Raw genomic sequence first — 25263 nt, forward strand, 5'->3', positions numbered from 1 at the left:
GATGTTGATACGCTTAGTCAAACTTGTAGCTCAATTCGCCTTCGTGCACGTCCACGTCCACCGCCCGCGCCGCCCGCCCTTCCAGCATACGTATGAGGAACTCGGCGCTGATGGCCGGCAGCAGCGTGTTGGTCAGGATGGCGTCGATCATGCGGCCGCCGCTCTCGAGCTCGGTGCAGCGGCTGGCGATCAGCGCCACCACCGCTTCGCTGTAGGTGAACGGGATCTTGTGGCCGTCGGCGATGCGCCGTTCGATGCGGCCCAGCTGCAGGCGGATGATGGCGTGCAGCATCTCGTCGCTGAGCGGGTAGTAAGGAATCGTCACCACCCGGCCCAGCAGCGCCGGCGGGAACACCTGCAGCAGCGGCGCGCGCAACGCGGCGGCGATGTCGTCCGGCGCCGGCATGGCGCCGCGGTCGGCGCACAGGCGCGTGATCAAGTCGGTGCCGGCGTTGGTGGTCAGCAGGATCAGCGTGTTCTTGAAGTCGATCACGCGGCCCTCGCCGTCCTCCATCCAGCCCTTGTCGAAGACTTGGAAAAACAATTCGTGCACGTCCGGATGGGCCTTTTCGACCTCGTCGAGCAGCACCACCGAATACGGCCTGCGGCGCACCGCCTCGGTCAACACGCCGCCCTCGCCGTAGCCGACATAGCCGGGCGGCGCGCCCTTGAGCGTGGAGACCGTGTGCGCCTCCTGGTATTCGCTCATGTTGATGGTGATGATGTTTTGCTCGCCGCCGTACAAGGACTCGGCCAAGGCCAGCGCGGTCTCGGTCTTGCCGACGCCGGACGTGCCGGCCAGCAGGAACACGCCCACCGGCTTGCCGGGATTGTCGAGACCGGCGCGCGCGGTCTGGATGCGGCGCGCGATCATCTCCAGCGCGTGGCGCTGGCCGATGATGCGCTTCGACAGCGTGTCGGCCAGCTTGAGCACGTTGTCGATTTCATTCTTGACCATGCGGCCGACCGGAATGCCGGTCCAGTCCTGCACCACGGCCGCCACCGCCTGCCGGTCGACGGTCGGCAGCATCAGCGGGGTTTCGCCCTGCCGTTCGGCCAGCTCCGCCTGCAGTGTCCGCAGCTGGGCCAGCGCGGTATCGTCGGCGCTGTCGGCCTCGCGCAGGCGGGCGCGCAGCGCCAGGATGCGGTCGACCAGTTCCTTCTCGGCCGCCCAGCGTTGTTCCTTTTCGCCGAGGCGCAGGCGTTCGTCGACCAGGCGCCGCTCGGTCGCGCTTCTGCGCTCGGCCGTGTCGACGCCGAGCCTGCTCTCGCGGCCGATGATGGCCAGTTCCGTCTCCAGCGCCTCGATGCGGCGACGGCTGTCGTCCACCTCGGCAGGCGTGGCGTGCAGGCTGATCGCCACCCGCGCGCAGGCGGTGTCGAGCAGGCTGACCGACTTGTCCGGCAGCTGGCGCGCCGCAATATACCGGTGAGACAGCCGCACCGCCGCTTCCAGCGCCTCGTCGAGGATTTGCACCTGGTGATGGCTTTCCATGGTCGAGGCGATGCCGCGCATCATCAGCAGCGCGCGCGCCTCGTCCGGCTGGTCGACTTGCACCGTCTGGAAGCGGCGCGTCAGCGCCGGGTCTTTCTCGATGTGCTTTTTGTATTCGGCGAACGTGGTCGCGCCCACCGTGCGCAAGGTGCCGCGCGCCAGCGCCGGCTTGAGCAGGTTGGCGGCGTCGCCGGTGCCGGCCGCGCCGCCGGCGCCGACCAGCGTATGCGTCTCGTCGACGAACAGGATGATCGGCGATTCGCTGGCCTGGACTTCATCAATGACCGAACGCAGGCGCTGTTCGAACTCGCCCTTCATGCTGGCGCCGGCCTGCAGCAGGCCGACGTCGAGCACCAGCAGCCGCACCGCTTGCAACGACGGCGGCACATCGCCGCGCGCGATGCGCTGGGCCAGTCCCTCGACCACGGCGGTCTTGCCGACGCCGGCCTCGCCGACCAGCAGCGGATTGTTCTGGCGGCGCCGCATCAGGATATCGATCACCTGGCGGATCTCCTCGTCGCGGCCGACGATCGGGTCCATCTTGCCTTCGCGCGCCTGCGCTGTCAGGTCGCTGGTGAACTGCTTCAGCGCTTCCTGCTTGCCCAGCGCGGCCGGGGCGATGGCGCCCGAGGATTCGCCGGGTTCGCCGGGCTGTCCGCCCTGGAAGCCGTCGCTGGCGCGCATGCCGGCCTCCGGCGACTCCTTCAAAAACTGCGCGAAACGCTCGCCGAGGTCGTCCAGCTTGATCCGGGAGAATTCCTTCGACAGGCCGTACAGCGCGTTGCGCAAGCCGGTGGTCTTGAGCAGGCCGATCACCAGATGGCCCGAGCGCACCTGCGATTCGCCGAACATCAACGTGGCGTAGACCCACGCGCGTTCGACGCCTTCCTCCAGCTGCGGCGACAGGTCGGTGACGGCCGTGGCGCCGCGCGGCAGGCGGTCCAGCGCCGCCGTCAGGTCGCGCGCCAGCACGGCGGCGTCGATGTCGTAGTGGCGCAATATGCGCTGCAGGTCGCTGTCCTGCCCCTGCAGGATCTGGTGCAACCAGTGCACCAGCTCGACGTACGGGTTGCCGCGCAGTTTGCAAAACACGGTGCTGCTTTCGATGGCCCGGTAGCACAGGCTGTTCAATTTTCCAAACAAGGCGACGCGACTGATTTCAGCCATGGACTGCTCCTTCTGATAAGTTGGGGCGGTGGCGCGGCGGCGTCAGGCGTAGCTGGCGGTCGTCGTGCTCCGGTGGTTTGCTGCTGAGCCAACTGGTCCATCCCAGTCGCGCCGTGCCGCCCAGTTGCAGACGGGGCAGCGATTGTTTTTCGACGATCAGGCGCACGTCCCATTCCTGCGTCAGGCCAACGTATAGGCGCACCCAGTCGGCCAGCCGGCGCATGCCGGCGCCGTCGGGCAGCAACTCGCGCGCCTGCGCCATGTCCAGCGGGCCGATCTCCAGCCTGAATTTGTGCTGCGCGTTCCACACCTGTTTGCCCAGCACCGTGGTTTCGCCCAGCGCGCCGGCCAGCGCGCCGCTGCGCAAGCGAAACACGCCATCGTCGGGCAGCCGCATCCAGTGGCCGACGAATTGCTGGACCTGCACCGGGGCCCGGAAGAAATCGCCCAGGATGGCTTCCAGGCCGGCGGCGCTGCCGCCCTGCGGCGCCAGCCGGCCGGCGTAATGCAGCTTGGCGAAATCGGGCACCGTGTCGCGCGCGCGCAGCGACGCCATGCCGATGCCGACCAGCGCGCCGACATAGCCGGCGAAGCGGTCCTCGCCGGGCCGGTCCAGGCTGACCGCCGGCTGGGCGCTCGACCAGGCCCGGTAGCACAGGCTGGTCATGCGGTGATGGAACATGTCCAGAAAGCGCGCCAGGGTCGGATCGTTGACGTTGCGCAGGCGATCGCGGATGTACTCGGTCAGGTGCACCGGCATCGGGCCGTTGGCGCCCAGCAAGCCGAAGAAGTTGACCAGCAGCCGCGGCGCGGGCGGCCCATCCCCGCCGGCGGCGCCTTCCCCGCGCCGCAAGCCGGCCAGCATCGCCGGCTCGAATCCGAGCGACGGCTGCTGGCCGAAGCGCACCGCCTCGTCGCGCGGCCGCCTGGCCTGGCCGATGCGCGGCAATTCCGGATACGCGCACTCAAGCTGGCGCAACGCGGCGTAGAAATCGAAGGCCGCCGGCGCGCCCTCGAGCCGATCGAGCAGTTCTACAGGATCTCGCATCGTCCCACCCTCGCCGGCCACGCCATCACGGCGCCGCGGCCGGTCCTGACCACCGTCTCCGTAAAGCTGTTCAAGCCGACGTACTTGGCGAAAAATTGTTCCAGGACCATGCCCAGCACGAACACGCCGCTGCCGGCGAACGCCTCTTCGTCCAAGGTGACGACGACCTGCAGGCCGCGTCCATAGGTGATCGGACCGGGCAAAGGCAGGCGCCGCACGATGCTTTCCGCCCGCACCGAGCGCACGCCGTCGACCTGCTTGTGGGCGGCCGAATCGGCGCTGCCGCAATACAGCCGCAGCAGGTCGCGCAAGGCCGCAGCGCCGGACTTGGGGTCCTGGTCCATCAGCGACAGGTAGTTCAGCGACAGGTGGCTGACCAGTCGCCACGCCGTCTCGCCCTCGGCGTGCGACGGCGCCGGCATGGTCGGCCCGGCCACGCAGCGCACCGCGCCGACCGGCGCGCCGGCGCCGATCGTGAAATCGGTCTTGCCGCTGCCAAGCGGCATGCTCAGCACCAGGTCGCGGTTGGTGCACAGCGTGTCGACACCCAATTGGCGCAAGCCGCTGCGGTGCGGCGCCTCGGCCGCGTCCACCAGCGACAGGAAGATCTCGCTGCCGACGTAGCTCGAACGCGGCCCCTGCCGCCGCTGACGCTCCGACAGCAGGCGGGTGTCGCGCCGCACCTGGTAATAGGCGCCGGGGTCTCCGGCGCGCAGGTCGTTGGCGCGGTAGAACGACTCGAAGGTTTGCACCGCCTCCGCCCCGCTGCCGTAGCCGGTCACCCCGAGGATCTGGTAGATCTCGTAATCCATCGGCCGCGTGCGGTCCGGCACCACGTGGTAGTCGGACTGCTGGTCCGACAGATGCACCCGGTCGCCGCGCTTGGGAAACAGGTTGATCGCCGGCGTGCAATACAGGCCGATGTTGGCGGCGCCGATCTGCGCTTCCAGCGACGACTCGAGGTGCTTGAACAGCACCACGATATCGAGTTCGGCGCCGGCGCAACGGCGCACCGCCGGTCCGATGCCGCCGATATCGACAAACATGAAGCGTTGCGGCAGCGCGAAATATTCCTGCAACAGGCGGTAGCCCTGGAACGAGCGCGGCCCGGCCGGCAGCAGCGCCTCGCCGTCGCTGGTGCCGAGCGCGCGCAGCCGCTTGAGGGAGATGAACTCGTGCCACGCGGGCGCCGACTGCCCGGCGGGCGCCGGCATGACCAGCAAACCGGCCGCCTGCGCCAGCAACTGTTCCAGCAAACGGGCCGGCACGACGTCGCTGCCGCGCAGATGGATAGGGAGATTGTCCAGCGCAAGCTCGCCAAACGACAGACCGGCGCCCACGCGCAGGCGCAGCCGCAGCGCCGCCTTGACGCCGCCCAGCCGGCCCAGCTCGATGCCGTTGAGCTGGTTGCCGCAGGCGAAGTAGCGCGCCTCGGCCAGTTCGACCGGCCACAACGTCACGTCATGGGCGGTGCGGAACTCGCACGCGGTCTGGTCGCCCTTGCCCAGCATGCTGTGCAAGGCGCTGCCGCGCGCCACCTTGAAACCTTGCGCCAGGCTGCCCTCGCCCATGTCGGGCTGCAGCTGCACGATCGCCATGGCCGGCGTCGGCGCCAGATACTGCGGATAGACCAGCTCCAGCAAGTGATTGGTAAAACGCGGAAACTCGGCATCGACCTTGAGTCGCACCCGCGCCGCCAGGAAGCTGAAGCCTTCGAGCAGCCGCTCGACATACGGATCGGCGCAGGCCTGGGTTTCCAGGCCCAGGCGGCCGGCGATCTTGGGAAAGTCGCGCGCGAACTCGCCGCCCATTTCCCGCAGGTGCTGCAATTCGCTCTCGTAATAGCGCAACAGTTTCGGGTTCATTGCGATGCTCCGGCATCCAGGTCGATCAGGCGGATTTCACCGATCTCCAGATCCAGTTCGGTTTTCAGATACAGCCGCTCGGGCAGCGGCTGGCCCCACAGCTCGCCACGGATCTCGAACGCCACCTGGTTCGGCGCCATGCCTTGCCGGCCCGGCGCCAACGCCACCACCTGCACGCTGTCGCGCAGGATGCGCGGTTCGAAATCCCAGATCGCCTGGCGGATGCGGCGCGCCAGCTCCAGCCGGTCGAGTCCGGACGCGGTCTTGCCGGCCAGGTCGGGCAGCCCGAAATTGAGCGCCGAGCCCGCCGCCAGCGGGTGCGCGTCCAGCGAGCGCACCGCGCCAAGGCCGGTGGTGTTGAGCAACCAGCCGAGGTCGCGCAGCACGGCCTTGCGCAGGCCGCGCATCGACAGCACGCGCTGGTCGCGCGACTCCAGCGTCGCCGCGCTGTCGTCGTCGCTCAGGCGGTCCAGCAACGATGGCTGCAAGCGCTCCTTGCTGAGCAGCTCAGCCATGATGGCGCTCCTTCCCGGGGGCGTGGTGGCGGTGGCTCATGGTCGCTTAATAGGTGGCGTTGGTTTCCAGATCCCACTTCTTGGCCGTGCCGGTCACCACTTTGTCGCCGGTGAACGAGTCGTACTTGTAGCTGATCCTGGTGAAGTTGATCGAGAACGTTTCGCTCGGACGCTCGCCGCCGCTGCTGGCCGAGTAGGAGCTGATGATCGGCTCTTCCAGCTCGATGGTCAGGAACACCTGCTCTTTTTTGTCGGCGCCGCCGGTCTGGATGAAATGGATCTCGGCCTTGCCCAGGCTCTTGCCGCACACCGCCTGCATGAACAGGTCGGCGGAGGCGATGTCGGTGGCCTTCGACAGCGACAGCTCGGAGAACGACGGATTGCTGGTGTCGCGGTCGCTGCCGCCGCCGCTGACCGAGATCGCGCGGCCGACGCCCATTTGCAGCGAGTCGATGGTGATCCAGTCCTTGTGGCCGGTGACGGTGGACGTGCCTTTGATTTGGGTGGTGAATTTCAGCAGGATCATGATGGACCTTTACAATATAAAAAATAGAGAAGACGGGCGGCGGCGCCGCCCGCTGTGGCGCCGTGGCTTATGCCTTGGCCGACGGCAGTTTCGATACCAGTCGCAACGACACCGTCAGCCCTTCGAGCTGGTAGTGCGGACGCAGGAAGAACTTGGAACTGTAGTAGCCCGGATTGCCCTCGACCTCTTCGACGATGACCTCGGCGCCGGCCAGCGGCTTGCGCGCCTTGTCCGCCTCGGTGGCGGTGGCCGGGTTGTGCTCGACGTAGCGGCCAATCCAGTTGTTGAGCCACACCTGCATGTCGCTGCGCTCCTTGAACGAGCCGATCTTGTCGCGCACGATGCACTTCAGGTAGTGCGCGAAGCGGCAGGTGGCGAACAGGTACGGCAGGCGCGCGCCCAGGTTGGCGTTGGCGGTGGCGTCCGGATCGTCGTACTCGGCCGGCTTGTGCATCGACTGCGCGCCGATGAAGGCGGCGAAGTCGCTGTTTTTCTTGTGCACCAGCGGCATGAAGCCGTTCTTGGCCAGCTCGGCCTCGCGGCGGTCGCTGATGGCGATCTCGGTCGGGCACGTCATATCGACGCCGCCGTCGTCGGTCGGGAAGGTATGCACCGGCAAGCCCTCGACCGCGCCGCCGGACTCGATGCCGCGGATCTGCGAGCACCAGCCGTAGTTCTTGAACGAGCGGTTGATGTTGACCGCCATCGCGTAGGCGGCGTTGGACCACGTGAAGTCCTTGCTCCCGGGCGTATCGGTGGTCTCTTCGAAGTCGAACTCCTCGACCGGGTTGCTCTTGGCGCCGTACGGCGCGCGGCCCAGGAAGCGCGGCATCGCCAGGCCCACATAGCGCGCGTCCTCGGAATTGCGGAACGAGCGCCACGCCGCGTGCTCGGGCGTTTGGAAAATCTTGGTCAGGTCGCGCGGATTGGCGAGCTCCTGCCATGACTCCATCAGCATCACGCTGGGATCGGCGGCCGCGATCAGCGGCGCGTGGGCGGCGGCACTGACTTGGGCCATCTGGGTCAACAGCTCGACATCGGGCGCGCTGTTGTTGAAGTAGTAGTCGGCCACGAAGGCGCCGTAAGGCTCGCCGCCGAATTGGCCGTATTCCTCTTCGTACAGTTTCTTGAAGATCGGGCTCTGGTCCCACGCGACGCCCTTGAACTTGCGCAAGGTGCGGTGCACTTCGCTCTTCGAGATGTTCATCACGCGGATCTTCAGCGACTCGTCCGATTCGGTGTTGGTGACCAGGTAGTGCAGGCCGCGCCAGGCGCTTTCGACCGCCTGGAACTGCTCGTGGTGCAGGATGTGGTTGATCTGCGCCGACAGTTTTCTGTCGAGCTCGGCGATCAGGCCTTCGACCGTGCCCAGCACGTCGCCGGAGATCAGGGCTGCCCCTTGCAGCGCCTGCTCGGCGAGGGTGCGCACGGCGTCTTCGACGGCGTCGCGCGCCTTGTCGGTCTTGGGTTTGAATTGCTGGCGCAGCAACGCGGCGAAATCGCCGTGGTCGACTGTTGCGGCCTCGGCCGATAGCGCGGCCGATTCGATGGTGGCTGTGGACATGTTTGTATCCTTGTGGGTGATGGTGGTAGTCGTTGTGCCCTGGTCGGCTTAGTCGGCGGCGGCGCTGGCGGCGCCGGTGTCGGCCGGCTTCGGCGCCGAACCGAGCGCCTGCATCAACGCCGGGTCCTGCAGCAAGCGGGCGATCAATTCCTCGGCGCCGGTTTTGCCGTCCATATAGGTCAGCAAGTTCGACAGCTGGCTGCGCGCCTCGAGCAGCTTGCGCAGCGGTTCGACCTTGCGCGCGATGGCGCCGGGCGTGAAATCTTCCATGCTCTCGAAGGTGATGTCGACGGCCAGCTTGCCCTGGTCGGTCAGCGTGTTGGGCACGTCGAGCGCCACGCGCGGCTTCATCGACTTCAGCCGCTCGTCGAAATTGTCGACGTCGATCTCGAGGAACTTGCGTTCGGCCACCGGCGGCAACGGCTCGGCCGGCTTGCCGGACAGGTCCGAGAAAACGCCCATGACGAACGGCAGCTGCACGGTTTTCTCGGCGCCGTAGACTTCGACGTCGTACTCGATCTGCACGCGCGGTGCGCGATTGCGGGCGATAAATTTTTGACTGCTTTCTTGTGCCACGACTAACCTCCGTTGATGTGTGTAGATAGTTCCGGCGGCACGGCGACTGCCGCCGGGTCCGCTGGAGCGGTTTGAAACAATTGGTTTATTCCTCGTTGCCATGGCCAATACCGCTGACTTGCGCCAGCTGCGCCAGCCCTTCCGGCGCCAACTCGCGCATCAGGTCGGCGAAACCCATGTCGACCAGCTTGCACGCACGCCGCAATAGCAGCGGCACCGGACTGGACGGTTCGTGCGCCGCGTAGTAGGCGCACAGTTTTTCCAGCGTGCGGGCGACGTCCGCGCGGCTGGTGATCTGGTCGGCGCGCGGCGCCGCGCCGCCCTGCCCGGCCGCCGGCGCGCCGGGCGTCGAGGGCGCGTCGTCGTCCGGCCGTTGCGGGTCCGCGCCGGCGTCGCGCAGATGCGGTTGCAACGCGGCGCCCGCGCGGCGCAGCAGCGTCGACAGCGGCGCCAGGTCGAGCGCGCGGGCGGCCCCCACCTTCGCCGTCAAGCATTGCTCGATCGCCCGCGTGCTCGCCGCCGCCGCCTGCAGCGAATCGAAGGTGGCAGCCAGCGCGGCCTGCTCCGCTTCGGCGAACGCCGCGTCGATGACGGCCATCGAGACCTTCTGCTGTCCCGGCAACGGCGCCGCGTCGCTGGCGGCCAGTTCGATATCGCGCAAACTGAAGCTGCCGAGGCCGCGCACCCGCACCAGCGGCGCCTCGCGCAGTTCGCGCAGCAATTCATCCTGCTGGCACAAGGCCGCCAGCACGTTGACGCGCAACATCGGATCGTTGTCGTCGTCCGGATCAAGTTGTGGATGCACCTCTTGCCAGTACTGCTCCAGCAACGCCGTCAGCAGCGCCAGGCCGGCGGCCAGTCCGGGCATGCCGCCGAGCCCGAGCTGGGCGCGTGTCAACGCCACCGCCAGCCGCAGGTCGCGGCTGCGCTCCATCAACTGCAACGCCAGAGAGCGCATCGCCTGCCAGTCGGGCGGCGTGGCCGGCGTGATCGTGCTGCCGTATTGGACTTCCGGCTTGCCGCGCGCGGCGTCGTCCAGCGCCAGGAACAGCGGATCGTATTCAAGGTTGTCGCCGCACGGCGCGGCGGCGTCCAATGGCGCGCACAGCGCCGCGAGGTCGATCGCTGTCATATCAGTGTCATCAATCATGGTGGTTCCAGTTCCTTTGCATGAGGACTTACGCGCGGCGGCGCGAACTGGACGCGGCGGATTGAAAAAATATTTAAGTATTTTTTTCGCGTGCGCGGACGCGCGGAGTGACGGCCGCAGTTACCATAAGTAACAGTTTGTTTCGAGCGACCGGCATATAATCGGGCTCGCCCGGCCACCGCGATCCGGTGCCGCGGCCAGCACTTCATGACACCACCCACCTGCCTGAACACACAACTATGCTTACCCATACACCGGAAAATCAACGGCTGGTCGACCTGCTCCAGCGCGTATCGCTGCAGGACCACGCCGCCTTCAAGCAGCTGTACGATTTGACCAGTGCCCACTTGTACGGCGTCGCCATGCGCTTCGTGCGCCAGCGTGAACTGGCCGACGAAATCTTGCAGGACGCGTTCATCAATGTCTGGCAGCAGGCGGGAAGCTACGCGGCCACGCTGTCGACGCCGATGACGTGGCTGATCACCATCGTGCGCAACAAGTCGCTGGACCGCTTGCGCAAGGGCAAGTTAGAATCCGACAATACCTCTTCCTTCGAAGACAATAGTCCCGACCAGTATCAGGAAGAGGTGATGGAGCATGCGGACCCGCACGACCTGTTTGCCGCCGCCACGGAGAAGATCGAAGTGACCCGCTGTCTATCGCAGCTGGATGCGCCGCAGCGGCAATCGCTGGCGCTGGCCTATTACAATGGTCTGTCGCATTCGGAGTTGGCCGAGCAGTTGCAGGTTCCGTTGGGCACCGCGAAGGCATGGATACGGCGCGGGCTGGATCGGTTGAAGAAATGTTTGGAACAGGCGTCGTTGGCGCCACAAGGCAAGTGATGAATTACGAACAACCGGAACTGTTAAAGAAACTGGCTGGCGCCTATGTGCTGGGCACCATGGCGGCGCGCGCGCGTCCGCGCTTCGCACGGCTGCTGGCGGAATCGCCCCAGGCGCAGCGCGCGGTCGCCGAGTGGAACAATCAGCTGGCGCCATTGTACGCAACGGTGCCGCCGATCCAGCCGCCTTCCCAGGTCTGGGACCTGATCGCCGCCAAGACCGAGCCGGGCGCGGCCAAGGCCGCAGCGCCGGCCGCCACGTCCCCGCGCGGCATATGGTCGCGGCTGGGCGCCGCACTTGATGGCTGGGGCCGCGCGGCGGTGGCCTTCGCCCTGGGCGTGGTGCTGACCGCCGGCCTGGTGTCGCAGAACGCCCATGTGCTCGGCATGCACCATATGGACGCGGCGCTGCCGGCCAGCTATTTCGGCATCCTCGCCAACGACCAGGGCGAAGCCGTGCTGAGCGCCGGCTCGCACCGGCGCGGCAAGACCATCAAGATAAAACTGCTGAAGCCGCTCGCCATACCGGCCGGCAGCGTCGCCCGCCTGTGGGCCCTGCCCAACGATGGCGCGCCGGTCGCCATCGCCAATGTGCCGGCCAGCGGCGCTGTCATCGTCGACCTCGACGCGCCCGCCGAAGACATTTTCGCCAAGGTATCCAGGCTGGGCGTGACCTTCGAGACCGACCCGGCCGCCAAGCAGCCCGGCACGCCGTTCGTGCTGCTGGGGCACTGCGTCAAGTTCTGGTAGGCCGCGCGCCTTCCCACCGGCTGGCCGCGGCGACGCCGCCCGCGCGCCAGCCATCGGCCTGCCTTTCTTTTTCTGCGGGCCTGCATCCAGATGGCCGCTTGCGGCGTAACTAGCGTTATGCCGTCCGTTCGACGGCGCCAACCGACGCAAGGAGCAAGATTGATTACCCACCAGGACGCAGCGGAGGCCACCGCTGGCCGCTCCCCGCCCGCAGCGACGGAATTCCACGCACTGAGCGACATCGGCGACGTCCGCCGCCACAACGAAGACAGCTTCCTGATCGATGCGGCGCTTGGGCTGGCGGCGGTCGCCGATGGCATGGGCGGCCACCTGTCCGGCGAAATCGCCAGCGCCGGCGCGCTGGCCGCGCTGCAAGCCTGCCTGTCGGGCGCCCTGTCGCCGCGCGACGCCACGCAGGACGGCCCGGGACCGGACCCCGACGCCACCACCGTCAACCAGCGCTGGCGCCACACGGCCGTGGTGATGCAGGCGGTCGAGCGCGCCAATGCGACGCTGTACGCGGCGAACCAGGCCCGGGGCCACGCGGATGGCGCCGGCATGGGCAGCACGCTGACCGGCTTCCTGCTGCTGCCGGAAACGCTGTCCCTGGTCGCCTTCCACGTCGGCGACAGCCGGCTCTATCGCTATCGCGACCACACGCTCGAGTTGTTGACGCGCGACCAGACGGCCTATCAGCTCGCGCTGGAATCCGGTGCGCCGGGCGCGCTGCCGCCGCCGAACCTGCTGTTGCAGGCGGTGGGGCCGGCCCCGGCCGTCACGCCGGACCTCGCGCTGTTCGACTGCCGGGACGGCGACCTGTTGTTACTGTGCAGCGACGGCTTGCACGGCTGGGTACCGCACGCGGAGCTGGCGGAGACGCTCGCACAGCGCGACGTGCCGCTGGCACGGGCATGCGAATCGTTGATCGCGCTGGCCAAGCGGCACGGCAGCCGCGACAACATCACCGCACTGCTGGCGCGCATCCCTCCAGCGCGGCTTTGACGGCCGCCCAGTAGCGCTCGCTGACCGGCAGCGACCGGCCGCCGCGCAGCGCGACGACGTAGCCGTCCTCCGGCATCTGGCGCAGTCCCAGCACCGCGTCGCGCCGGACCAGTATGCGGCGGTGGACGCGCAGGAATTCGTCCGGGTCCAGGTATTGCACCAGTTCCGTCAGCGTGGTCCGGTGCAACAGCGTGCGCTGCGCCAGGTGCAACTCGACGTAATTGCCGGCGGTCTCGATCCACAGCACATCGTTCAACGCGACCTTGTCCATCCGGCCGACCGACCGGACGATCAGTTCGCGCCAGAACCCGGGCGCCGGATCGGTGAACTGGCGCAGCGCGCGGGTGTACAACGCGCGCTGCTCCAGCAACACCTGGGCGCGCGCCATCGCCTGGTGCAGGCGCCGCTCGTCGACCGGCTTGACGATGTAGTCCAGCGCGTGGGCGTCGAACGCTTCGAGCGCATGGCCCCGGTGCGCGGTGGCGAACACAATGAGCGGCGGTTGCTCGAGCCGGCTCAGGAAACGGGCCATCTCCAGCCCGGACTCCTGCGGCATCTGAACGTCGAGCAGCACCAAGTCCACCGGGTTGGTTTGCAGGAAGCCGCGCGCGCTGGCCGCGCTGGGACATTCGGCCGCCACCGCCCAATCGCCGAGCGGCGCCAGCGCCAGCCTCAAATTGATGCGCGCATGCGCCTCGTCGTCGACGATCAATACCGTAAAAGCCATCTCAGTCCATCACTTGCCAGGGAAGCCGCAGTGCGGCCACAAACCGGCCGTCGGTCCGCGCCACATCCAGCGACGCCAGGCTGCCGTAGGCGAGCGCCAGGCGGGCCCGGATCCCGCGCAGGCCGATCCCCAGCCCGGCCGCCGGCGCCGCCTGCGGGAACACCGGGTTACTCACCCGGACCAGCAGGAACCCGTCCTCGCGCGCGAACGTCACGCGGATGTCGCTGCTGTCCGCGTGACATTCCAGGTCATGCCGCAGCGCGTTTTCGACCAATGGTTGCAGCAGCATCGGCGGACACTCCACGTCCTCGTCCAGCAGATGCTCGCCCTCGATGCGCACTTGCAAGCGCGGACCGAAACGCAGATGTTGCAGCTCCAGGTAGTCACGCACGAATTGGAGTTCCTGTTTCAGGCTGACCCAGTCGCGCTCACTGCTTGACAGGGCGTATTGCAGCAAGTCGCCGAAGCGCGACAGTCCTTCCAGCGCGAGGGACTTGTCGTCGGTGCGCACCATGGCGCCGATCGCACTGAGCGTGTTGAAGACGAAGTGCGGCTCCAGCTGCCCGCGCAGCGCGGCCAGCCGTTGCCGCTCCAGCGCCAACCGCATGTCGGCCAGTTCGCGTGTCTGCTGTTGCCGCTGCTGCCACAGCAGGCCCGCGACGACGATGCCGAACGCCAGGGTCAACAGCACGAACACGACGAACCATTCGAATTTACCCATCGACAGCCAGTAATGCCAGGCGTTGGCCAGGTTCGGGACCAGGTCGACCTTGAAGCAGCGCCGATAGGCCAGGCCCAGCATCGCGACCGGCCAGCACAGCGCCAGGTACGACAGGTACCCGCGCACGATGCGCCGGCGCGTGGCCAGCCAGTCGGGATGGCGCTGGTAGACCAGGTAGAGCACATAGCTCTGCACCATCATCACCGCGTAGCCGCACCACCAACCCAGTGTCATCATCCAGTAACTACGGACGTCGAGATGATGCGCCGCATCGCCGTAGGTGCTGATTCCCGCCACCGCACACAGCAGTGTCCAGAGACCGAAGTTAATCAGGAAGGCGCGCGAGTGAGCGGACATGGGCAGCAAATATTGTTGATCTGATCGGCAAAGTATAACAGCCGCCCCGGCCCGCTCCGGGCCCGTTCGTCCCACAGGTACGGGCGTTCGTCACACCCCGCTGGGGCGGCGCACGGCCTTGGGCTACGCTGGCCGCTCTCCAACTTTCAACCGATACCACCATGCGTCTTTCCCTATTCCGACCACTCCCGCTGCTGGTCTTGAGTTTCGCCGCGGCGGCCAGCGACGACACGCCCCCGGTGCAGCAAGTCGAGGTGCGCGCTCCGGGCGGCAGCCAGCTGCGCCGCGACGACGCCGTCGGGCGCATCGTGATTGGCCGCGACGACCTGCAACGCTACGGCGAGACGACGTTGTCGGACGCGCTGAAGCGGCAGCCCGGCCTCAGCGTCGTCGGCGGCGAGATACGCATGCGCGGCCTCGGCGGCGGCTACACCCAGATCCTCATCGACGGCCAGCCCGCGCCCGCCAACTTCGACATCGCCACCTTGTCGCCGGAACTGATCGAGCGCGTCGAGATCCAGCGCAGCGCGCAAGTGGACGCCAGCGCGCAATCGGTGGCCGGGTCGCTCAACATCGTGTTGCGCAAGGCGGCGGGGGCGCCGCGGCGCACCGCGAAAATCGGCGCCGAGCGGCAGGCCGGCGCCACCAGCCCCAGCGCGACCGCCCAATGGATAGCACGCAGCGGCGCGGTCGGCTACGGGCTGACCGCGACCGCCAGCGAGACGCGGCGGCGCGACCGGATCGCCACCGGCGAGCGGGCCAGCGACGGCGACGGCACCGCCGTGCGCCGCCTGGCGGATGAGGCATATACCCGCACGCGCCGACTGAGCGCCGCGCCGCGCGCCGACGTCAAGCTCGACGGCGGCAACATGTTGACCTGGCAGGGGCTGGTCGATGTGTCGCACGTCGATGCGCGCGGAACCCAGTCCGAGACCACGCTGCAAGGCGCGCCCACGGCGTCGCCCGACTCGGACTGGCGAAGTCTGTTCAAAAACTGGCTGGTGAAGTCGGACCTGGCCTGGACCCGGCGCTTCGACGCCGGCAGCCTCACCCTCAAGGCTGGCGTCGAGGCGAGCAACCGCGACGGCGACTACCTCTTCCACGGCATCGACGCGGCCGGCACGCCCTGGCTGAACCGCGCGGTCCTGTCGCGCGCCTACCAGCGCCGCGCCGCCAGCAGCGGAAAGTACCTGACACCGCTGGCCGCCGGCCATGACATCGGGATCGGCTGGGACGCGTCCCAGGTGCGGCGCACGGAGAGCCGCCACCAGCGCGACACCACGCCGCAGCAGCCGGACGCCGCCCCCTCGTACAGCCTGGACCAGGACTACAACGCCAGCGTCGAACAAGTGGCGCTGTTCGCCCAGGACGAGTGGAGCGTCACGCCGCGCCTGCAAGCGTATCTCGGCTTGCGCTGGGAAGGACTGGAGACGCGCACATGGGGGCCGGGCGACGCCGCCACCGCGTCGCGCGTCTGGAGTCCGGTGGCCCAGTTGCTGTGGAAGCTACCCGACAGCGCGCGCGACCAGCTGCGCCTTGCGCTGGCGCGCACCTACAAGGCGCCGCAGCCGCGCGACCTGGTGCCGCGCCGCTACACGATCAACAACGACAACGGACCGACGCAGCCGGACTACCAGGGCAATCCATCGCTGCGCCCGGAACTGGCCTGGGGCCTGGACGCCGCGCTGGAATCGTATTTCGCGCGGGATGCGATGGTCAGTGTGTCGGCCTATGTGCGGCGCATACGGGACGTGGTCCAGCTCAGGCTTTGGCAAGAGAACCGCGTTTGGGTCAGCAGCCCGGCCAACGGCGGCGTCGCCAATGTGCACGGCGTGGAGCTCGATGCGCGGGTGCCGTTCAAGCTGGCGTCGGCCGGCGGCGCCACGATCGAGTTGCGGACCAACTTGAGCCGCAACTGGTCGCGCGTCGACGGGGTGGCCGGTCCCGACAACCGCCTTGGCAACCAGGCGCCGCTGACCGCCAACCTGGGCATGGACCTGCGTATGCCGCAGGGGCGCGGCGCCGGCGCGAATTTCCGCTTTGTCGGCGGCTGGCGGGCGCGCACGGCGCAATCGCTGCTCCAGGAGACCGGCGTGGTCCGGGAGCTGGAAACCTACGCGACCTGGCCGGCCATCGGCGGCCGCTGGCGCCTGACGGTGGCCAACCTGCTGCAATCGACGCGCAACGCCGGCCAGCGCTATGACGACGGCCGGTATGCAAGCACCCGCCTTTCCCTGGACGACCAGCGCCCGATTTTTCGCTTGCAGTATGAGGTGCAGCGCTAAGCCGGAGAGCGCCTTGTTCTGTCTTCCGGGTTCGGCACCTTGGTTCAAGCGGACTTCGTGGAAAGAGGGGAAAGACGCGATTGTAGGGTATCTGACCGCCTCGAGGGAGGCAGGCGAAGCGGTTCTCCATCGCAAGCCAAGGTTACCGCCTGAACATCGCGTGACAAGCGCGAGTCGAAAGCCTCATACCGCTGCCACATAGTACACTTCGGAAATCGCGCCGCGGCCCGCGCAAGTTGCCGGGCCGGCCGTCCAACCGAACAGATCGAATACATGAATGATGGAATCGCAGTAATAAATTGCTCGTCCTACCGCGACGGCCACAAACTGGGCGACACGTCGCTGGAGGCGGTCAGCGATGTGCTGATGGAGGCGGAAACGTTCGTCTGGGTGGGATTGTTCGAGCCGGACATGGAACTGATGGCGAAAGTCCAGGCGGAGTTCGGCCTGCACGAACTGGCCGTCGAGGACGCGCAAACGGCGCACCAGCGCCCGAAGCTGGAGGAATACGGCGAAACGCTGTTTGTCGTGTTGCGCACGGCGACGTTGGTCGGCGACGAAATCCACTACGGGGAAACCCATATCTTCATCGCTCCCCGCTTCGTGGTGACGGTGCGCCACGGCGAGTCGTCCGGCTACACCAAGGTGCGGGAACGGACCGAATCGATGCCCGACCGGCTCGCGCTCGGTCCCGGCTACGTGCTGTACTCGATCATCGATTTCATCGTCGACCAATACCAGCCGTGCATCGATAAATTGCAGGAGCGGTTCCGGCGGCTCGAGGAGCAGCTGTTCATGCCCGACTCGACGTCGGACAATCTGGAGGATTTCTACAACCTCAAAAATGAACTGCTGACGCTGCAATCGGCCGCCATGCCGCTGGTTGAAATCTGCACCCAATTGCTCAGGTTTCACAGCGACATCATCCCGAAGGAAAACCGCGTGTATTACCGCGACATCCTCGACCACGTGGCCCGGGTCACGCACGCGGCGGACCGGATGCGGGAGATGATCAACGCCGCCATGCAGGTGTCGCTGGCGCAAATCACGATACGCCAGAACGACGTGGTCAAAAGACTGGCGGGCTGGGGCGCTATTTTGGCGGTCCCGACGATGGTGTTCAGCCTGTACGGCATGAACTTCGAGTTCATGCCGGAACTGAAGTGGAAAGCCGGCTACCCGATGGCGATGGGTGCGATCACGCTTATCGTCCTCCTGCTCTACCGCCGCTTGAAGCGCGTCGGCTGGCTGTAACGCCATCGGGCCTCCACCTTTTCAATCGGCCATGCGCACGCAATTGCGGCCCTGGCGCTTGGCGCGGTACAGCGCCTGGTCGGCGCGGCTGTAGGCCTGCTCGAAGGTGCCGCCGCGCGCGTTCCAGCTGACGCCGACGCTGGCCGTCACGGCCAGCTCGATCGGCGCCGGCCAGGCGGTGGCCTCGATGGCCTGGCGCAGCCGCTCGCCCAGCGCCAGGCCCTGCACCGGCGTCAGTCCCGGCCACACGACCGAGAACTCCTCGCCGCCGACGCGGCCGATGACCGCCTGGCCGTCGGCCAGCCCCTTCAGGCAACGCACCACCGTTTGAATCACCGTATCGCCGGCCGGATGGCCGTAGGTGTCGTTGACCTGCTTGAAAAAATCGATGTCGAGCACGATCAGCACGATGTCGTGCTGCGCCAGGCAGCGGCGCGCCTGCTCGATCACGGCGCCGCGATTGAGCGCGCCGGTCAGCGGATCGTGGCTGGCGCGGTATTCGAGCTGGCTGGCCATCTCCTGCAGGCGGGCGTTGAGCTGGGTCAGGTGCCGCTCGGCGCGGTCGCTGCGCTGCACCAGGCGGCGGCTCTCGCGCAGCAGCCGCTCGTAATGCGCCGCCAGCTCGCCCAGCGCCGGCAGATGACCGCCGGGGCTGTGGCAGGCGCGCCGCGCCGCGTCGAGCGCGCGCTGCTCAGCGCCGAACAGGTCGGGCGCGGGGTCGGCCGCCGCCGTGGGCGCGCTGATCATATCGGACAATCGCGGAAGCGCAGCGCGGCGAAATCGTCGCGCAGTTCCTCGCCGAATTCGAGGATGGTGTCGTCCTCCGGGTCGCGGTACCAGTTCAGCAGCACCTCGTTGCCGGCCAGCGCGGCGTCGTTGAGCGCCTCGAACAGCGCGAACAACATCTTGGTCGACGAGCTGTTGAAGTAGGCCAGCGAGACGTGCACGGTGATGGAGCAGCCGTCGCACTCGGCCAGGTAGTGGCGCAGGCGTTCGATCACCGGGGCGTAGAAGGCGGCCGCGTTTTCCGGATAGGACTCGCCTTTCAGCGACAGGGTGTGCCCAGCGAAGCGGAAGTCGACTTCGGGCGAGGTGGGCGTGGCGGCGATAAATAAGGGGTCCATGGCGCTCAAATGATGGCTTTGATACAAAAAATGGTCGTGTCGGGATCGTTCGCGGCCTGCACGAACTCGAATTCGAGCGGTTCGCTCGCCTCGCGCGCCATCGTCAGAAAGCCCAGTCCCGCGCCTTTGCTGTCGGCCGGCGCCTCGGCGCGCAGCGCCTGCTTGTAGGCAGCCTTGAGCTGCTCGACCGTCATGGTGCGCAGCGGTTCGAGCCGCGCCCGGATCGCCAGCGCCTGCTCGCGCATGACCGGATTGGCGCACAACAGGAAAAACTGGTCGCCGCTGGTGCCGATGCAAAACGAGCCGCGCCGCATCTGGCGGTCGCGCTGGTCGGCCGGGGTCAGCGCCTCGGACGAATAGTGCATGATGTTCTGCGCCATCTCGACAAAGGCGGAAAAGATGCGGCGGCTGGTGGGCCCGGCCGCGCCGGCGCTGTCGAGGCGCGCGCGGATCGTCTCCGACACGGCCGCCACCACCGGCTGCGAAAAATACCCGGCATAGAAAAAGATCACGTGGCGCTTTTGCGCCACCTGCCACAACTCATCGAACTCCTCGTACAACACGGCAGTGCTCCTCATGGACGGCAACAAAAGAAAGTCAGGTCGTCGCGGCGCGGCTGCCCGCCCTGCCACGCCACGAACGCCTCCAGCAACAGCGCGGCCAGGCGCGGCGCGGGTTCGCCCGCGTGCTCCGCGAGCAAGTCGCGCACGCGCCGCTTGCCGAAGGCGATCGCCTTGGCGCCGCCGATCTGGTCGGTCAGGCCGTCGCTGGCGACGAACAGCAGGCTGTCCGGGGCGAGCGTCAGCACGTGGGTCGGCCATTGCTGGCACGGGTCGGTGTCGACGTAGCCGAGGCCGGCCCGTTCGCCCTCGACCACCCGCAGCGGCTCGCCCGGCGCCAGCACGTGCAGCGCGATGCGGGCGCCGGCGAAGTGCAGCCGGCGGCTGTCCGGCTCGAACCACAGGAAGGCGGCGTCGAGGCCGTCGTCCGATTCGGCCACCGCGCGCCGCTGGCCGGTGTGGGTCTGGCCCAGCAAGGCCTTGACGCCGACGCTGACTTCCCGCAGCAGGCGGCCGGGGTCGCGCGCGCCCACGCGCGGCAACGCCTGGTTGAGCACCTGCGAGGCGATCAATGTCATGAAGGCGCCCGGCACGCCGTGGCCGGTGCAGTCGCCGATGCCGGCGAACCAACCGTCGGCGTGGCGCTCGACCAGGTAAAAGTCGCCGCCGACGATGTCGCGCGGCTGCCATTCGAGGTGGGCGTCGGCCATGCCGGCCAGCGCGTCGCGCGACGGCCGCAGCACGGCGCGCTGGATGACGCTGGCGTATTCGATGCTGTGCATGATCTGGCGGTTGCGCTCGGCCTGCATGGTGGCGACCACGTTCATCAGCTGCAGGCCGAAGCCGACGCCGGCCAGCTCGCCTTCGCGCGTGATGATGAAGCCGTCGGCCAGCGCCTTCTCGCCCGAGGCCACGGCGCGGAAGGTCAGCTCCTCGATGCTCAGCGACGCCTCGACGATCAGCGGTTCCTTGTCCATGAAGGCGATGCAGCTTTTCTTGCCGTACAACTCCTGGTAAAACGGCTTGGACATCTGCGACATGAAGATGTTGCGGCTGATCAGTCCGATCGGGCGGGCGCCGTCCAGCACCGGCAGGCTCATCAGGTCGCGGCGGTCGGTGAACAGTTGCTGCACTTCTGCGTTGCAGGCATCGGCGGCCACCGCCGCCGTCTCGCGGCACAGGTCACCCGCCGTCGATTGACGGAAGCGCGGCAGATGCTGGCGGGAGGCGTCGAATTCCACAGTTCATCCGAATCAAGTAAAGATGCATAGTAGCAACTAAATGTGACAACATTATGACCGGATTGGCAAGCCGCCCGCACTCTTGGCACGGCCACGCCCGGCTATGCCATCGCCTCGAGCTGTGCCATAATCGCGATTCGAAGACCGCGAAAAACGGCCGTCCGAATCGAGTGGCCAAGCGCCGCTGGACAGGCGGCCGCGCACACGCCGACCGGCAATCCTGCCGGACCGGCCAGCGTTTCCCCGACATCCGTCGGAATGTATTGCGAACAGGCCCTCCCGGGACTGTCCGTATTTATTGGAACGCGCCATGAACACATCTCCCGCCACATCGAAGTCCCGTTCGCACGCCCGCATCGCCATCGTCGGCGCCGGCCTGGGTGGCTTGACGCTCGCCCGGGTTTTGCACCGCAACGGCATCGCCGCGACCATCTACGAAGCCGAGGCCTCCCCCGGCGCCCGCGCCCAGGGCGGCCTGCTCGACATCCACGAGTACAACGGCCAGCAAGGGCTCAGGGACGCCGGCCTTTACAAGGAATTTCTTGGCATCGTGCTGCCGGGCGAAGACGCCAAGCGGGTGGTCGACCAACACGGCAACATCCTGCTCGACAGACCCGGGCCGGGCGGCCTGGCCAGGCCCGAGGTGGACCGGGGCGAGCTGCGCCGCCTGCTGATCGGGTCGCTGCCGCCCGATACCATTCGGTGGGGCCGCAAACTCGCCGGCACCGCGCGTCCGGGTGGCGCGGCAACGACGCTGCTGTTCGCCGATGGATCGGCGGCGACCTGCGACCTGGTCGTGGGGGCCGACGGCGCGTGGTCGCGGGTGCGCCCGCTGCTGTCGGCGGCCCTGCCCGCGTACACCGGCACCACATTCATCGAGACCAGGCTGGTGGACGGCGATACGCGGCACGCGGCCAGCGCCGAGGCGATCGGCCGGGGAACGCTGATGGCGGTGGCGCCCGGCCAGGGCATTCTGGCGCACCGTTACGCCAACGGCACCTTGCATGCCTATATCGCGCTGAACAGGCCGGAGGCGTGGATCGACGCAATCGATTTTAGTGACCCCTGCGCAGGGCTGGCACGCATCGCCGAAGAGTTCAAGGACTGGGCCGCGCCGCTGCGGGCGCTGATCACCGACGGCGACACCGCGCCGGTTGTCAGGCCGATCCACGCCCTGCCCGTCGCCCACCGATGGTCGCATGTCGCCGGCGTCACGCTGTTGGGCGATGCCGCCCACCTGATGTCGCCCTTCGCCGGCGAAGGCGCCAACCTGGCGATCTACGACGGCGCCGAGTTGGGCAAAGCGATCTGCGCCCATCCCGACGATATGGAGGCCGCGCTCGCACGCTACGAACTGGCGCTGTTCCCGCGCAGCGCAGCGGTGGCCGCGCAAACGGCGCGCAACCATCAACGCTTTTTCGGGCCCGAGGCCCCCGGCAGCGTCGTGGCGTTATTCCTTTGAACCGCGCGCCGATCGCGGCATCGACGAAAATTGCGGCCGGCTGCGCTGTTGTGAGACCATGGGGACTGCTGCCTCCCCACTGACCGGACAACCCATGCCAGACCACCCGCCAGATCACGCCATCACCACCATCGCCGGCCTCGAGGCCTTGTTCGCGCCGCCGGCGGCGCCATCGATCGCCAAGGAAAGCGGTTCCATCCATCCCCACTACGGCGCATTGATCGCCGCCTCGCCGTTCGCGGTGCTGGCGACCAGCGGCCCGGACGGGCTTGATGCGTCGCCGCGCGGCGACGCCCCCGGTTTCGTCATCGTGGAGGACGATACGACGCTGCTGCTGCCCGAACGGCGCGGCAACAACCGCATCGACAGCCTGCGCAACCTGGTCGTCGATCCGCGCGTCGCGCTGCTGTTCCTCATTCCCGGGCACGGCGAAACGTTGCGCGTTCAGGGCCGGGCGAGCATCGTCGTCGCGCCCGCCTTGCTGGAGCGGTTCGCGGTCGACGGCAATCCGCCCAAGTGCGTGCTCGTTATCAAGGTGGAGTCGGTGTTCTTTCAATGCGCCCGCGCGGTGTTGCGCTCGCGCCTGTGGGATGCGGCGGCGGCCGTGCGCGACACCGCGCTGCCGAGTCCCGGCGTCATCCTTGCCGCCCTCAGCGACAACGCCATCGACGGCGGCAAGTACGACGCCGAGCTGCCGGCCCGCCAGCGCACCACGCTTTATTGAGTGCATCACGCCAGGCCGCATACCCTGGCGGGCGATCATGGCGTTCGAATGGATGTGGTGGCCGCACATTGCCGGCGCGCGGCCGGCTGGCCGGCGCGCCCGCAATGCCGCTTAGGCGATCTGCGTGAGCAACAGGGCCGCCGCCTCCGCCGACGAGGCCGGATTCTGGCCGGTGATCAGCAGACCGTCGCGGACCACGTACGAACCCCAGTCCGGGCCCTTCGAATACACGCCACCCTTGGCGACCAGCTCATCCTCGACCAGGAACGGCACCACGTTGGTCAGGCCAACGCCCTCTTCCTCGGTATTGGTGAAGCCGGTCACTTGCTTGCCTTCGACCAGCGGGCGGCCGGCCGGCGTTTTGACATGGCGCAGCACGCCGGGCGCATGGCAGACCAGCGCGACGGGCTTGTTGGCTGCCAGGAACGATTCGATCAGCGCGATCGAGTTGCGGTCTTCCGCCAGGTCCCACAGCGGGCCGTGGCCGCCTGGATAAAAGACGGTGTCGAAATCGGCCTGGTTGACGCTGTCGAGGCGCACGGTGGCGGCAAGTTGGGCCGTCGCGGCGGCGTCGGCTTCGAAGCGGTGCGTCTGCTCGGTCTGGAACGATGGCTCGTTGCTCTTCGGGTCCAGCGGCGGCTGGCCGCCCAAGGGCGAGGCCAGCACGACTTCGACGCCGGCATCCCTGAACGTGTAGTATGGCGCGGCCAGCTCTTCGAGCCAGAATCCGGTCTTGCGGCCGGTGTTGCCCAGGGTGTCGTGGGAAGTCAGAACCATCAGTACTTTTTTCATGTCATTCTCCAGGTAAGTAAAAATTTGCGTCAATGTAAAGTTTATTAATAGACCGGTCGTCTATTGGCAATTCGAAGAAACAGGGCCGGGGCTTTGTTTGCTTGCCATCCGATCCGTCCATGTGAAGAACTTTATCATCGATTAGACCGGTCGTCTAGAACTATTTAAGAGAATTTCGCGGTTGCCCTGATCGAAAGGCTGAATACCCTCCGCGCCTGCAGGCGCGGCGCGCGGTGTCGATGGAATTTGGTTAGAATTGCAGCGCATCCCGACTGACCGCGTTACCGCCGACCGGGTGGATCGAAGATAACCGCCGCTCGCCAAACCAGACATTTCAAGGCACATCCATGGCTTCTCCAACGTCGGCGGCGTTCACGCCGCGTGGCCCGTCACCCTTCCTCGAAGACCACGCACTCTACGACTTCGCCGCCCCGTCCGGCGTGACGATCCGCTTCGCCGTCGCCGGCACCGGCCCGGCGCTATTGCTGGTGCACGGCCATCCGCAAACCCATGTCACCTGGCGCAAGGTGGCGCCGGCGCTGGCGCGGCGCCACACGGTCGTCGCGCCGGACCTGCGCGGCTACGGCGACAGCGGCAAGCCCGATGGCGGCGAGCGCCATGTCAACTATTCCAAGCGGGCGATGGCCGCCGACCTGGTCGCGCTGATGACCGCGCTCGGCCTGGAACGGTTCGCGCTCGTCGGCCACGACCGGGGCGGCCGGGTCGGCCACCGGCTGGCGCTCGACTACCCAGAGGCCGTGACCCATCTGGCGCTGTTCGACATCGCCCCCACCGCCACCATGTACGCGCGCACCGACAAGGCCTTCGCCACCCGCTATTTCTGGTGGTTCTTCCTGATCCAGCCGTATCCGCTGCCTGAGCGGCTGATCGATGCCGATCCCGAGTTCTTCCTGCGCACGCACATCGACGGCCAGAACAAGACGCCTGGCGCCACCGGGCCGGAGGCCTTCGCCGAATACCTGCGCTGCTACCGCGATCCGCGCACCCGCCACGCGATCTGCGAGGACTACCGGGCGGCGGCGGATATCGACCTGGAACACGACGCGGCCGATGCCGATACCAGGCTGGCCATGCCGGTACTGGCGCTATGGGGCGGTCTGGGCACCGTCGGCGCCCTGTACGACGTGCTGGAAACATGGCGCGAGAAAGCGCGCGACGTGCGCGGGCGCGCGCTCGACTGCGGCCATACGCTGCAGGAGGAGCGGCCGCTCGACGTGCTGGAGGAACTGGAGCGCTTCCTGGCGGCTGCGGACTAAGCCCGGGTGCGCGCCGGGCGCGTTGGCCACCCGGCGGCAGTCATTCGTCCCTGGCCGCCCCGGCCGCCTTGGCCAGTTTTTTCACGCGGCGGCCTTTGTCGTTGACGATCTGGTGGCGCTTGTGATCCGTCATTTTCTTCCAGTCGCGCGCCTCGTCAAGGGTGCGCAGGCACTCCCCGCAATAACCGGTCTTGCCGTCGAATTCGCACACACCGGTGCAAGGTGATTTGAGTGCCATAA

The 25263-nt window shown here is 67.4% G+C and carries 24 protein-coding genes; 8 read left to right on the top strand and 16 right to left on the bottom strand.

Annotated elements, in window-relative coordinates; genetic code table 11:
* Window positions 1-13 precede the first annotated feature (13 nt).
* The 8 genes from tssH to tssA form a co-directional block, all read right to left on the bottom strand.
* A complete protein-coding gene (tssH, locus tag BMX85_RS00580; protein WP_090313633.1) occupies window positions 14-2662 on the bottom strand; it encodes a type VI secretion system ATPase TssH in 2649 nt (882 codons plus the stop codon).
* Complete coding sequence (gene tssG / locus BMX85_RS00585; RefSeq protein WP_218147290.1) at window positions 2655-3710, bottom strand: type VI secretion system baseplate subunit TssG; 1056 nt, start codon at window positions 3708-3710, stop codon at window positions 2655-2657. The genes tssH and tssG overlap by 8 nt, the downstream gene beginning before the upstream one ends.
* On the bottom strand, window positions 3695-5575 hold the full coding sequence (gene tssF / locus BMX85_RS00590) for a type VI secretion system baseplate subunit TssF (protein ID WP_090313638.1): 1881 nt from the start codon (window positions 5573-5575) through the stop codon (window positions 3695-3697). Before tssF ends, tssG begins: the two co-directional genes overlap by 16 nt.
* Window positions 5572-6090 (bottom strand): type VI secretion system baseplate subunit TssE, encoded by a 519-nt coding sequence (gene tssE / locus BMX85_RS00595; RefSeq protein ID WP_090313640.1) that lies wholly within the window; start codon window positions 6088-6090, stop codon window positions 5572-5574. Before tssE ends, tssF begins: the two co-directional genes overlap by 4 nt.
* A 46-nt stretch (window positions 6091-6136) precedes the next feature.
* On the bottom strand, window positions 6137-6616 hold the full coding sequence (locus BMX85_RS00600; protein ID WP_090313642.1) for an Hcp family type VI secretion system effector: 480 nt from the start codon (window positions 6614-6616) through the stop codon (window positions 6137-6139).
* A gap of 67 nt (window positions 6617-6683) precedes the next feature.
* Entirely contained in the window at window positions 6684-8180 is a 1497-nt protein-coding gene (tssC, locus tag BMX85_RS00605; RefSeq protein WP_218147291.1) for a type VI secretion system contractile sheath large subunit, read from the bottom strand.
* Window positions 8181-8228: 48 nt separating this feature from the next.
* Complete coding sequence (tssB, locus tag BMX85_RS00610) at window positions 8229-8756, bottom strand: type VI secretion system contractile sheath small subunit (protein WP_090313644.1); 528 nt, start codon at window positions 8754-8756, stop codon at window positions 8229-8231.
* Window positions 8757-8841: 85 nt separating this feature from the next.
* Window positions 8842-9906, bottom strand: coding sequence for a type VI secretion system protein TssA (tssA, locus tag BMX85_RS00615; protein ID WP_229210219.1), 1065 nt, complete (start codon window positions 9904-9906; stop codon window positions 8842-8844).
* Between the two features lie 239 nt (window positions 9907-10145).
* Here tssA and BMX85_RS00620 point away from each other — a divergent pair, with 239 nt between their 5' ends.
* The 3 genes from BMX85_RS00620 to BMX85_RS00630 all read left to right on the top strand — a co-directional run bounded on the left by BMX85_RS00620 (window position 10146) and on the right by BMX85_RS00630 (window position 12499).
* Window positions 10146-10748 (top strand): sigma-70 family RNA polymerase sigma factor, encoded by a 603-nt coding sequence (locus tag BMX85_RS00620; RefSeq protein ID WP_090315094.1) that lies wholly within the window; start codon window positions 10146-10148, stop codon window positions 10746-10748.
* Window positions 10748-11497 carry an anti-sigma factor gene (locus BMX85_RS00625; protein WP_177196610.1) on the top strand — a complete coding sequence of 250 codons (750 nt, stop codon included), beginning with the start codon at window positions 10748-10750 and terminating at the stop codon, window positions 11495-11497. The genes BMX85_RS00620 and BMX85_RS00625 overlap by 1 nt, the downstream gene beginning before the upstream one ends.
* Window positions 11498-11656: 159 nt before the next feature.
* The gene (locus BMX85_RS00630) at window positions 11657-12499 is read left to right on the top strand and encodes a PP2C family protein-serine/threonine phosphatase (RefSeq protein ID WP_177196611.1); all 843 of its coding nucleotides are present in this window, start codon (window positions 11657-11659) and stop codon (window positions 12497-12499) included.
* On the opposite strand, the gene BMX85_RS00635 is transcribed toward BMX85_RS00630, so the two are convergent.
* Together BMX85_RS00635 and BMX85_RS00640 are read right to left on the bottom strand one after the other, a co-directional pair.
* Window positions 12459-13226 (bottom strand): LytR/AlgR family response regulator transcription factor, encoded by a 768-nt coding sequence (locus tag BMX85_RS00635; protein ID WP_090313652.1) that lies wholly within the window; start codon window positions 13224-13226, stop codon window positions 12459-12461. The genes BMX85_RS00630 and BMX85_RS00635 overlap by 41 nt on opposite strands.
* A 1-nt stretch (window position 13227) precedes the next feature.
* Window positions 13228-14304 carry a sensor histidine kinase gene (locus BMX85_RS00640; protein ID WP_090313654.1) on the bottom strand — a complete coding sequence of 359 codons (1077 nt, stop codon included), beginning with the start codon at window positions 14302-14304 and terminating at the stop codon, window positions 13228-13230.
* 161 nt (window positions 14305-14465) lie between these two features.
* Here BMX85_RS00640 and BMX85_RS00645 point away from each other — a divergent pair, with 161 nt between their 5' ends.
* Both BMX85_RS00645 and corA read left to right on the top strand, forming a co-directional pair.
* Entirely contained in the window at window positions 14466-16589 is a 2124-nt protein-coding gene (locus tag BMX85_RS00645) for a TonB-dependent receptor plug domain-containing protein (RefSeq protein WP_090313656.1), read from the top strand.
* Between the two features lie 273 nt (window positions 16590-16862).
* The gene (gene corA / locus BMX85_RS00650) at window positions 16863-17843 is read left to right on the top strand and encodes a magnesium/cobalt transporter CorA (RefSeq protein ID WP_090313658.1); all 981 of its coding nucleotides are present in this window, start codon (window positions 16863-16865) and stop codon (window positions 17841-17843) included.
* A gap of 21 nt (window positions 17844-17864) precedes the next feature.
* Here the strand turns inward: corA and BMX85_RS00655 are convergent, their stop codons facing one another.
* From BMX85_RS00655 to BMX85_RS00670, 4 genes are read right to left on the bottom strand one after another with little or no spacing between them, the layout of a single operon-like run.
* Entirely contained in the window at window positions 17865-18590 is a 726-nt protein-coding gene (locus tag BMX85_RS00655; protein ID WP_090313660.1) for a GGDEF domain-containing protein, read from the bottom strand.
* Window positions 18587-18967 carry a DUF1987 domain-containing protein gene (locus BMX85_RS00660; protein WP_090313662.1) on the bottom strand — a complete coding sequence of 127 codons (381 nt, stop codon included), beginning with the start codon at window positions 18965-18967 and terminating at the stop codon, window positions 18587-18589. The genes BMX85_RS00655 and BMX85_RS00660 overlap by 4 nt, the downstream gene beginning before the upstream one ends.
* Before the next feature lie 5 nt (window positions 18968-18972).
* Complete coding sequence (locus tag BMX85_RS00665; protein ID WP_090313665.1) at window positions 18973-19530, bottom strand: SiaB family protein kinase; 558 nt, start codon at window positions 19528-19530, stop codon at window positions 18973-18975.
* An 11-nt stretch (window positions 19531-19541) separates the two neighbouring features.
* On the bottom strand, window positions 19542-20768 hold the full coding sequence (locus BMX85_RS00670) for a SpoIIE family protein phosphatase (protein WP_090313667.1): 1227 nt from the start codon (window positions 20766-20768) through the stop codon (window positions 19542-19544).
* 310 nt (window positions 20769-21078) lie between these two features.
* On the opposite strand from BMX85_RS00670, the gene BMX85_RS00675 reads away from it, so the two are divergent.
* Together BMX85_RS00675 and BMX85_RS00680 are read left to right on the top strand one after the other, a co-directional pair.
* The gene (locus BMX85_RS00675; protein WP_090313669.1) at window positions 21079-22230 is read left to right on the top strand and encodes an FAD-dependent oxidoreductase; all 1152 of its coding nucleotides are present in this window, start codon (window positions 21079-21081) and stop codon (window positions 22228-22230) included.
* A gap of 94 nt (window positions 22231-22324) precedes the next feature.
* Window positions 22325-22954 (top strand): pyridoxamine 5'-phosphate oxidase family protein, encoded by a 630-nt coding sequence (locus tag BMX85_RS00680; protein WP_090313672.1) that lies wholly within the window; start codon window positions 22325-22327, stop codon window positions 22952-22954.
* A 111-nt stretch (window positions 22955-23065) separates the two neighbouring features.
* On the opposite strand, the gene BMX85_RS00685 is transcribed toward BMX85_RS00680, so the two are convergent.
* Window positions 23066-23746, bottom strand: a complete 681-nt coding sequence (locus tag BMX85_RS00685) for a type 1 glutamine amidotransferase domain-containing protein (protein ID WP_090313674.1) — start codon at window positions 23744-23746, stop codon at window positions 23066-23068.
* A 347-nt stretch (window positions 23747-24093) separates the two neighbouring features.
* Here BMX85_RS00685 and BMX85_RS00690 point away from each other — a divergent pair, with 347 nt between their 5' ends.
* A complete protein-coding gene (locus BMX85_RS00690) occupies window positions 24094-25023 on the top strand; it encodes an alpha/beta fold hydrolase (RefSeq protein ID WP_090313676.1) in 930 nt (309 codons plus the stop codon).
* A gap of 40 nt (window positions 25024-25063) precedes the next feature.
* Here the strand turns inward: BMX85_RS00690 and BMX85_RS00695 are convergent, their stop codons facing one another.
* Window positions 25064-25261, bottom strand: a complete 198-nt coding sequence (locus tag BMX85_RS00695) for a DUF1289 domain-containing protein (RefSeq protein ID WP_090313678.1) — start codon at window positions 25259-25261, stop codon at window positions 25064-25066.
* Window positions 25262-25263: the final 2 nt, after the last annotated feature.

The sequence above is a fragment of the Duganella sp. CF517 genome (assembly GCF_900110275.1).
Taxonomy (GTDB): domain Bacteria; phylum Pseudomonadota; class Gammaproteobacteria; order Burkholderiales; family Burkholderiaceae_D; genus Rugamonas.